The sequence below is a fragment of the Streptomyces albidochromogenes genome (genome assembly GCF_005981925.1).
In the GTDB taxonomy this organism is placed as follows: Bacteria; Actinomycetota; Actinomycetes; order Streptomycetales; family Streptomycetaceae; genus Streptomyces; species Streptomyces albidochromogenes.
In genome coordinates, this window is sequence record NZ_VBVX01000285.1 from 1 (window position 1) to 8,025 (window position 8,025).

Below are 8,025 nucleotides of genomic sequence, written 5' to 3' on the forward strand. Positions count from 1 at the left end.
CCCCGAGACCCGGTAGCCCCTGATCCCGCCTTCCTCCCCCTCGCCCGTGTCCATCGCGTCGCGAGCGGCGCGGTGGACGAGCCAGACCGGCAGCACGACGAGGAGCATCGGAGTCAGCCCGACGGGCGCGGGGAGACCGGAGAGCGTGTCGTACCGGACGAGCTCCACACCGTGGGCGAGCAGCCACAGCCCGGCGGCGACCCGCAGGGCCCCGCCGGGCCCGCTGTCGGGGTGCGGCGAGCTGATCCACAGCACCGTCACCAGCACGGCGAAGGAACCGAGGCCGAGCCCCGCGGCGACCACCCCGCGCGCGAAACAGGCGGCCTGCGCCGAGGAGCGGCTGGGGACGGACGGCACCCAGGTACCGCGGTGGGTCACTTGAGTCACCCGGACATGCTGTCAACGACACGCGCTCAATCCGTGTAACAGGCGAATGACTGCCGTGTCGCTCAATATACGTTTATGTACTTTTTCGCTCGGAGTAGCGCTGCGGGGGGACTTTCGTGACGCAGAGCATCGAAACCGCTCCCGCCGCCACGCTGCCCTCCCCCAAGGAGCGGCGCAGGCTGCGTGAAGCGAAATCGCTGACCCAGGAGCAGGTGGCGGCGACCCTGGGCATCACGCGCGAGACGCTCAGGGCCTGGGAGTCCGGCCGCGTGAACCCCAAGCGACGGAAGCGAGCGGCGTACGCCAAGCTGCTCGCCTCTTTCCGGGACGACACCACCGAAGTCCTGGCCGGACGTACGGCGGCCGAGGAGGCGCCCCGGCTCGGGACCGACGCCGACACGGAAGCGGAAGCAGAAGCGGCAGCCGGCTCCGACACCGACACCGACGCCGACGCCGACACCGCGAGACCCGTACCGGAAGCGGAACCCGAACCCACCGGCCCGCGCACCAGCACCAGCACCAGCACCAGCACCAGCACCGAGCCTCCCCCCGCGAAGCTCACCCCCGCCCAGGCCTTCGACGCGCTCTACGGGCACTGCGCCACCGCCCTGCTGAGCCAGACGTTCCTCCTCACCGGAAACCGGAAGCTGGCCCGCGAGTCCGTCGAGTACGCCTTCCGCCTGGCCTGGGAACGCTGGCCCGCCGTGGCCACCGACCGCGATCCGGCGGGCTGGGTCAGGGCGGCGGCGTACGAGTACGCGCTCTCCCCCTGGCACCGCCTGCGCCGTGTGCGCAGACGCCAGGAGCGCCCCCCGGCGGACCGCGACCGGCGCGTTCTGCTCCAGGCCCTCCTCGCCCTGCCGCCCGCGCACCGCCGCACCCTGCTCCTGTACGACGGCCTCGGCCTCGGCCTCCCCGACACGGCGGCCGAGACCGAGGCGAGCACCCCGGCCACGGCGAACCGCCTGCTCCGCGCGCGCGCCGCGATCGCCCACCGCCTGCCCGAGTTCGCCGACGCCGGCACGCCGGCCGAACAGTCCGCGCTGCTCAGGGACCGTCTCGGGCACCTCGCCGAGATGGTCACCGCGCCGCCCGTCAAGCTGCCGCCCGCCCGAGCGGTCCGCGCGGGAAGCGAGCGCCGGAACCGCTTCTGGACGCGCGCCGCGCTCTTCTTCACGGCGATGATCGTCAGCGCGACGGGGTTCACCCTGGTCACGGCTCCCACCCGGTACGAACCCCCGCAGGCGCCCGGCGAGCCGGTGCGCGGCGTACCGATGCGCGCCGGTCCGCAGCCGCTCACTCCGCAGGACGAGGAACTGCGCGGCCTGCTCCACGAAGCGCCCGTCACGGGCCCGCCCCGCCTGGTCCCGGAAGCCCGCTGACCACCGGACGCGGACGGGCCCGTACCCCCCTGACCAGGGGATACGGGCCCGTACTGAGTCAACACCGCGCCGTACGGAACACCGACGGCAGCGGCGACGAACTAACCCGCCAGGATCGCGCGAGCCAGCTTGGCCGTCTCGGTCGGCGTCTTGCCGACCTTGACGCCGGCGGCCTCGAGGGCCTCCTTCTTGGCCTGTGCGGTGCCAGAAGAACCGGAGACGATGGCGCCGGCGTGGCCCATGGTCTTGCCCTCGGGCGCCGTGAAGCCCGCGACGTAGCCGACGACCGGCTTCGACACGTTCTTCGCGATGTAGTCCGCGGCACGCTCCTCGGCGTCGCCACCGATCTCACCGATCATCACGATCAGGTCGGTGTCGGGGTCGGCCTCGAACGCGGCGAGCGCGTCGATGTGCGTCGTACCGATGACCGGGTCGCCACCGATGCCGACGGCGGAGGAGAAGCCGATGTCACGGAGCTCGTACATCATCTGGTAGGTCAGCGTGCCGGACTTCGACACGAGACCGATGCGGCCGGGCTTGGTGATGTCACCCGGGATGATGCCGGCGTTGGACTGGCCCGGGGTGATGAGACCGGGGCAGTTGGGGCCGATGATGCGGGTCTTGTTGCCCTTGGCACCGGCGTACGCCCAGAACGCGGCGGAGTCGTGGACCGCGATGCCCTCGGTGATCACGACGGCCAGCGGGATCTCGGCGTCGATCGCCTCGACGACCGCCGCCTTCGCGAAGGCCGGCGGCACGAAGAGGACGGACACGTCGGCGCCCGTCTTCTCCATCGCTTCCTTGACGGAGCCGAAGACCGGGACCTCGGTGCCGTCGAAGTCGACGGACGTGCCGGCCTTGCGGGGGTTCACGCCACCGACGATGTTGGTGCCGTCGGCCAGCATGAGCTTGGTGTGCTTCATGCCCGTGGCGCCGGTCATCCCCTGGACGATGACCTTGCTGTCCTTGGTGAGGAAGATAGCCATGGTGTTGGAGTCCCTCGTCCTTTACTTCGCAGCCGCGGCGAGCTCGGCGGCCTTGTCGGCCGCGCCGTCCATGGTGTCCACGCGCTGAACGAGCGGGTGGTTCGCGTCGGAGAGGATCTTGCGACCCAGCTCCGCGTTGTTGCCGTCGAGGCGCACGACCAGCGGCTTGGTGACTTCCTCGCCCTTGCTCTTCAGCAGCGCGAGGGCCTGGACGATGCCGTTGGCGACCTCGTCACAGGCGGTGATGCCGCCGAAGACGTTGACGAACACGGACTTGACGTCCGGGTCGCCGAGGATGATCTCCAGGCCGTTCGCCATGACCTCGGCGGAGGCGCCGCCACCGATGTCGAGGAAGTTGGCGGGCTTCACGTTGCCGTGGTTCTCACCGGCGTACGCGACGACGTCCAGGGTCGACATGACCAGACCGGCGCCGTTGCCGATGATGCCGACCTCGCCGTCGAGCTTGACGTAGTTGAGGTTCTTGGCCTTGGCGGCAGCCTCGAGCGGGTTGGCTGCGGCGTGGTCCACGAACTCCTCGTGGCCGGGCTGGCGGAACTCGGCGTTCTCGTCGAGGGACACCTTGCCGTCGAGGGCGATGATGCGGCCGTCGGCGACCTTCGCGAGGGGGTTGACCTCGACGAGGAGCGCGTCCTCGGCGACGAAGGTGTCCCACAGCGTCACCAGGACCTCGGCGACCTGCTCGGCGACCTCGGCGGGGAACTTCGCCTGGGCGACGATCTCGCGGGCCTTCTCGATCGTGACGCCGTCGTTGGCGTTGACCGGGACCTTCGCGAGGGCCTCGGGGGTCTTCTCGGCGACCTCCTCGATGTCCATGCCGCCCTGTACGGACGCCATGGCCAGGAAGGTGCGGTTGGTGCGGTCGAGGAGGTACGAGACGTAGTACTCCTCGGCGATCTCGGGCGCGGTCTCGGCGATCATCACCTTGTGGACCGTGTGGCCCTTGATGTCCATCCCGAGGATGTCCGTCGCCCGGGCGACGGCCTCGTCCGGCGTCGCGGCGAGCTTGACGCCGCCGGCCTTGCCACGGCCGCCGACCTTCACCTGCGCCTTGACGACCGACTTGCCGCCCAGCCGCTCAGTGGCCTCGCGCGCCGCCTCAGGCGTTTCGATGACTTCACCGGCCAGCACCGGTACACCGTGCTTGGCGAAGAGGTCCCTCGCCTGGTACTCGAACAGGTCCACGCGCGTCCGTCCCTTTTCTGGTGATCGCGGTTCGTTGCGTTGTCTCCAATGGGCGTGCCGCGAAGGGCAACGTGACGGCGCTGTCACAAGGGAGGCGTAACGGTGTCCGGTACGCGGCATGTCCGTCTCGCAGGTTATCCCCGTGGGCCACAGGTCCCTAAATCGCAGATCACACCTGAGCGGTGATACCGGTCACAGCCGGTCACGGAGCGCGCGTGCTACCGCGCGGGGGCGCTGGTGAGGCGCCGGTGAGTCACCGGTGAGTCCCCGGTCGCGGTGGGAGAACGGGGCCGGGCGGCCTCCACCCCAATGGAGACCGCCCGGGGGGCACACCGGACCCGCCGGGACGGGTGCCCTTGCCCTCTGTCGGATGTGGCGCGCCGGACGCGGTGGCGTGCGTACGGCGCGCCGGGCGCGGTGGCGTGCGTGCCGTGCTGGGTGCGGCGGCGCGCCGGGCGCGGTAGCGTGCGGCGCGTACGCGGTGCTCACTCGCGTCCGGACGCGCCGCGTAGCCGCGCCGGGCGCGGTGCCTCAGATGCCGTGGGTGAGGTGCGCCGCGTATCCCGGGGTGACCGTGTCGGCGGCGTCCTGGGCGCCGGAGACGGCGTTGCCCGCGAGCGGGGTCGACACGACGGTGCCGGAGAGGTCCCGTGCGAACGGCTGGACGTCGGACACGACGCCACCGGCGAACGGGGACACGTCACCGACGACGCCGTGCGCGAGGGCGCCGGCGCTGCCGCCGACGCCGTACGCGACGGGCTCGACGTGGTCGACGACGGTCCGGACGAGCGGCTGTACCGCCCCCTGGACGCCGCCCGCGAACGGGCCGACCTCGGACACGACGCCACCGGCGAACGGCGCTACGCCGCTCACGACACCGCCCGCGAACGGCGTCACGTCACCGACCGCCCCGACGGCGAGGCCGCCGGCGTCACCGACCGCCTGCCCGGCGACCGGGAGCACACCGTGGACGGCGCGGGCGGCGACGGGCGGCAGGGTGTCCTGGGCGACGGCGTGGGCGAGCGGGGTGGCGTCCGCGACGGTGCCGTGCACAGCGGCGGGGGCCTCGCTCCGGACCTCGCTCGGCGTCCGCTCCACGTCGGACGTGAAGGCGGACAGCGGGCCGAAGAGGTAGTCGATCTCGGCGTCCGCGTCGGCGTCGACGACGGCGGCGGCGGTGCGGGCACCGACGCCGGTCACGTCGGAGGTGTCGTGACGCACGTCCTGGACGGCGGCCCGGGCGGTCTGCGCGGCGGTGGCGGGCGCCGACTCCGCAGCGGCTGCCGGAGCGGCCTGCGAGACGGTCTCCGCGACGGCCTCGGCCGGAGCGACCGCACCGGCGGCCTCAACCCGCACGTCGGAGGCGATGTCCTTGACGTCCCCCACGGCGACGTCCTGCACGGCGTCGGCCGCCTGGTCCGGGGAGGACAGCGGCACGGAGACAGGCAGCTCGGCCGCGCTCGCGGCGGCGGTGCCGAGGGCCCACATGCCACCGGCGGTGGCGGCGACGGCTATGGAACGGCGGATGTTCTTGTTCATGCTGGTGTCAGATCCTTCGAATTCGTTCGGCTGTCCGGGTTTTCCGGATGGCGGGCAGACCTGTCCCGCCCCCGCGCGGCAGGTCATGGAGCGGGGACGGTCCGCCCTAGCCGGGGAATTCGAGAATTTCGTGCGGTCGGTCGTACGTCGGAGCGGCCGTCGCCGGCAGCGTCGCCCCGCGCACCAGTGCGAACCGGGCGGCGCTCGTGAGCGCGGCCGCGTGCTTGTCGCCGGAACGTGCGGAGCTCCCGTCCCCGGCGGACTGCCGTACACCGTCGCCGCAGGGCGCGGACGGCATCGGTACGGGTACCTCTCCGCACTCCGCGCGGCCCGGTCCGCCGTCCGCGTCGTGGCGCTGCGGAACGGGCAGTCCGTACGACGACACACCCTGCCCGGCCACGGCTGCCGCCGCCGTCCCGGCCTCGGAAGCGTGACCGGCCGTCTGCGAAGCCCCGTCGCCGGAGCCTTGACGCACGGTCTGCTCCGACGCCCCGGGCGAGTCGGCACCGCCGCCGGCAGGCGGCGTGGGCGCCTCGGGCACCGCCGGCGCCTGGGGTACGGGCAGGTCCCGCACGGGGAGCGCCGGCGGCGCCGGTGTCCCGGGCAGGGCCGGCCGACGCTCGGCGACGCGGTCCGTCAACTCGCCGATGGACCGGGTGACGCCCCGTACGACATCGGCCGCCGGCTCCACGACCTCGCGCACCGCATCCTTCGGCGAGACGCGTACGTGAGCCGGGGCCGCCGGGGCCGCTGGGACCACCGGATCTGCCGGGGCTGCCGGAACAACCGAGGGCACCGGGGCCGCAGGGGCTGCCGGGGCGAGCGAGGCCGCCGCGTCCACGGTGGCGGCGGCGCCGTGGGGCGACGGGGCCTCGACGGCGTACGCCTGGCCGCCCCACAGGAACCCCGCCGCCAGCAGTCCTCCCAGGAAGAGCACCACCCGCAGGGCACGCCGCCGCCCCGCCCGGCGCAGTACGCGCAGGGCGACGAGGGGGCGGGCAACCAGGGTGGTCAAGGGAGAACGGGGCCTTCGCACGAGAGGACGGGATGAGGCGGCGCCGGAACGCCCGGACATGGTGACGGGTCGTGCCGTCCGGAGGAACGACGGGGCGTGACGACGGGGTGATGCTCGCACGAGCCTCCCGGGGTCACGCAAGTCGGATGTTACTGATGAGTCGCCATGTCCGGTATGGGCAGGGGTCGTTTTTCGATCGCCGCGGCCATCACCTCCGGGAACAGGTCCGGCGTACAGGCGAAGGCCGGTGCTCCGAGGGCCGCCAGAGCAGCCGCGTGCTCCCTGTCGTACGCCGGGGCGCCTTCGTCGGAGAGCGCGAGCAGAGCCACGAACTGCACACCCGACGCCTTCATCGCCGCGACCCGCTTCAGCATCTCGTCGCGTATGCCGCCTTCGTAGAGGTCGCTGATCAGGACGACGACGGTGTCGGCGGGCCGGGTGATCTGCGACTGGCAGTACGCGAGGGCGCGGTTGATGTCCGTACCGCCGCCGAGCCGCGTGCCGAACAGGACGTCGACCGGGTCGTCCAACTGGTCGGTGAGGTCGACGACGGCGGTGTCGAAGACGACGAGACGGGTGGCGACCGCGCGCATGGAGGCGAGGACGGCGCCGAAGACCGACGCGTAGACGACGGAGGCGGCCATCGACCCGGACTGGTCGATGCACAGGACGACGTCCTTCTTCACCGACTGCGACGCCCGGCCGTACCCGACGAGCCGCTCGGGAACGACGGTTCGGTACTCGGGGAGGTAGTTCTTCAGGTTGGCCCGGATGGTCCGGTCCCAGTCGATGTCGTGGTGGCGGGGCCGGCTGACCCGCGCGCTGCGGTCGAGGGCGCCGGTGAGGGTGGCCCTGGTGCGCGTGGCGAGTCGCTTCTCCAGGTCCGCGACGACCTTGCGGACGACGGCGCGCGCCGTCTCCCGCGTCGTCTCGGGCATGGCCTTGTTGAGCGACAGGAGCGTGCCCACGAGGTGGACGTCCGCTTCCACGGCCTCCAGCATCTCGGGTTCGAGGAGCAGCGCCGATAGCCCAAGGCGTTCGATGGCGTCGTGCTGCATGACCTGTACGACCGAGGTCGGGAAGTACGTGCGGATGTCGCCGAGCCAGCGCGCGACGGACGGGGCGGAGGCGCCGAGTCCGGCTGAACGGCCGGCCGGACGGCCCGCATCGCGACCACTGCCGTAGAGCGCGGCCAGCGCCGCGTCCATGGCGGCGTCCTGGCCCCCCAGCACACACCCGGTCCCGTCGGCGGCCTCTCCCCCCAGCACGAGCCGCCACCTCCGCAGCCGCTCCGCACCACCCTGCCCGACGCCGCCCTGCGCGACACCGCCCTGCGCGACGCTGTCCTGCCCGACGGTGTCCTGCCCGACGGTGTCCTGGCCGGCACCGTCCTCCCGGACACCGTCCGGACCGACGACGTGCGCGCCGAGGCCCTGCGCGACGACGCCTCGCCCGGCGGCACCCTGCCCGACGCCGCCCTCCTGGCCCACGCCTGTCTCTTATACACCTCTCC

7 protein-coding genes are annotated in these 8,025 nt (G+C 72.5%); 1 reads left to right on the forward strand and 6 read right to left on the reverse strand.

The genetic code is table 11. The features are described from left to right. The coding region (locus tag E2E34_RS27385; protein ID WP_439333692.1) for a cell division protein PerM at positions 1-387 on the reverse strand (387 nt) is incomplete at its 3' end. A gap of 128 nt (positions 388-515) precedes the next feature. Between E2E34_RS27385 and E2E34_RS27390 the strand changes: the two genes are divergently transcribed. Next, positions 516-1,769, forward strand: coding sequence for a helix-turn-helix domain-containing protein (locus E2E34_RS27390; RefSeq protein WP_425573373.1), 1,254 nt, complete (start codon positions 516-518; stop codon positions 1,767-1,769). A gap of 101 nt (positions 1,770-1,870) precedes the next feature. Here the strand turns inward: E2E34_RS27390 and sucD are convergent, their stop codons facing one another. The 5 genes from sucD to E2E34_RS27415 form a co-directional block, all read right to left on the reverse strand. Then, on the reverse strand, positions 1,871-2,755 hold the full coding sequence (sucD, locus tag E2E34_RS27395) for a succinate--CoA ligase subunit alpha (RefSeq protein WP_069927371.1): 885 nt from the start codon (positions 2,753-2,755) through the stop codon (positions 1,871-1,873). Between the two features lie 21 nt (positions 2,756-2,776). Next, the gene (gene sucC, locus E2E34_RS27400; protein ID WP_069927372.1) at positions 2,777-3,958 is read right to left on the reverse strand and encodes an ADP-forming succinate--CoA ligase subunit beta; all 1,182 of its coding nucleotides are present in this window, start codon (positions 3,956-3,958) and stop codon (positions 2,777-2,779) included. Positions 3,959-4,489: 531 nt separating this feature from the next. Continuing rightward, positions 4,490-5,497, reverse strand: coding sequence for a hypothetical protein (locus tag E2E34_RS27405; protein WP_138904581.1), 1,008 nt, complete (start codon positions 5,495-5,497; stop codon positions 4,490-4,492). Positions 5,498-5,603: 106 nt separating this feature from the next. Next, positions 5,604-6,512, reverse strand: a complete 909-nt coding sequence (locus E2E34_RS27410; protein ID WP_138904582.1) for a hypothetical protein — start codon at positions 6,510-6,512, stop codon at positions 5,604-5,606. A 149-nt stretch (positions 6,513-6,661) separates the two neighbouring features. Next, the gene (locus tag E2E34_RS27415; protein ID WP_138904583.1) at positions 6,662-7,798 is read right to left on the reverse strand and encodes a VWA domain-containing protein; all 1,137 of its coding nucleotides are present in this window, start codon (positions 7,796-7,798) and stop codon (positions 6,662-6,664) included. Positions 7,799-8,025: the final 227 nt, after the last annotated feature.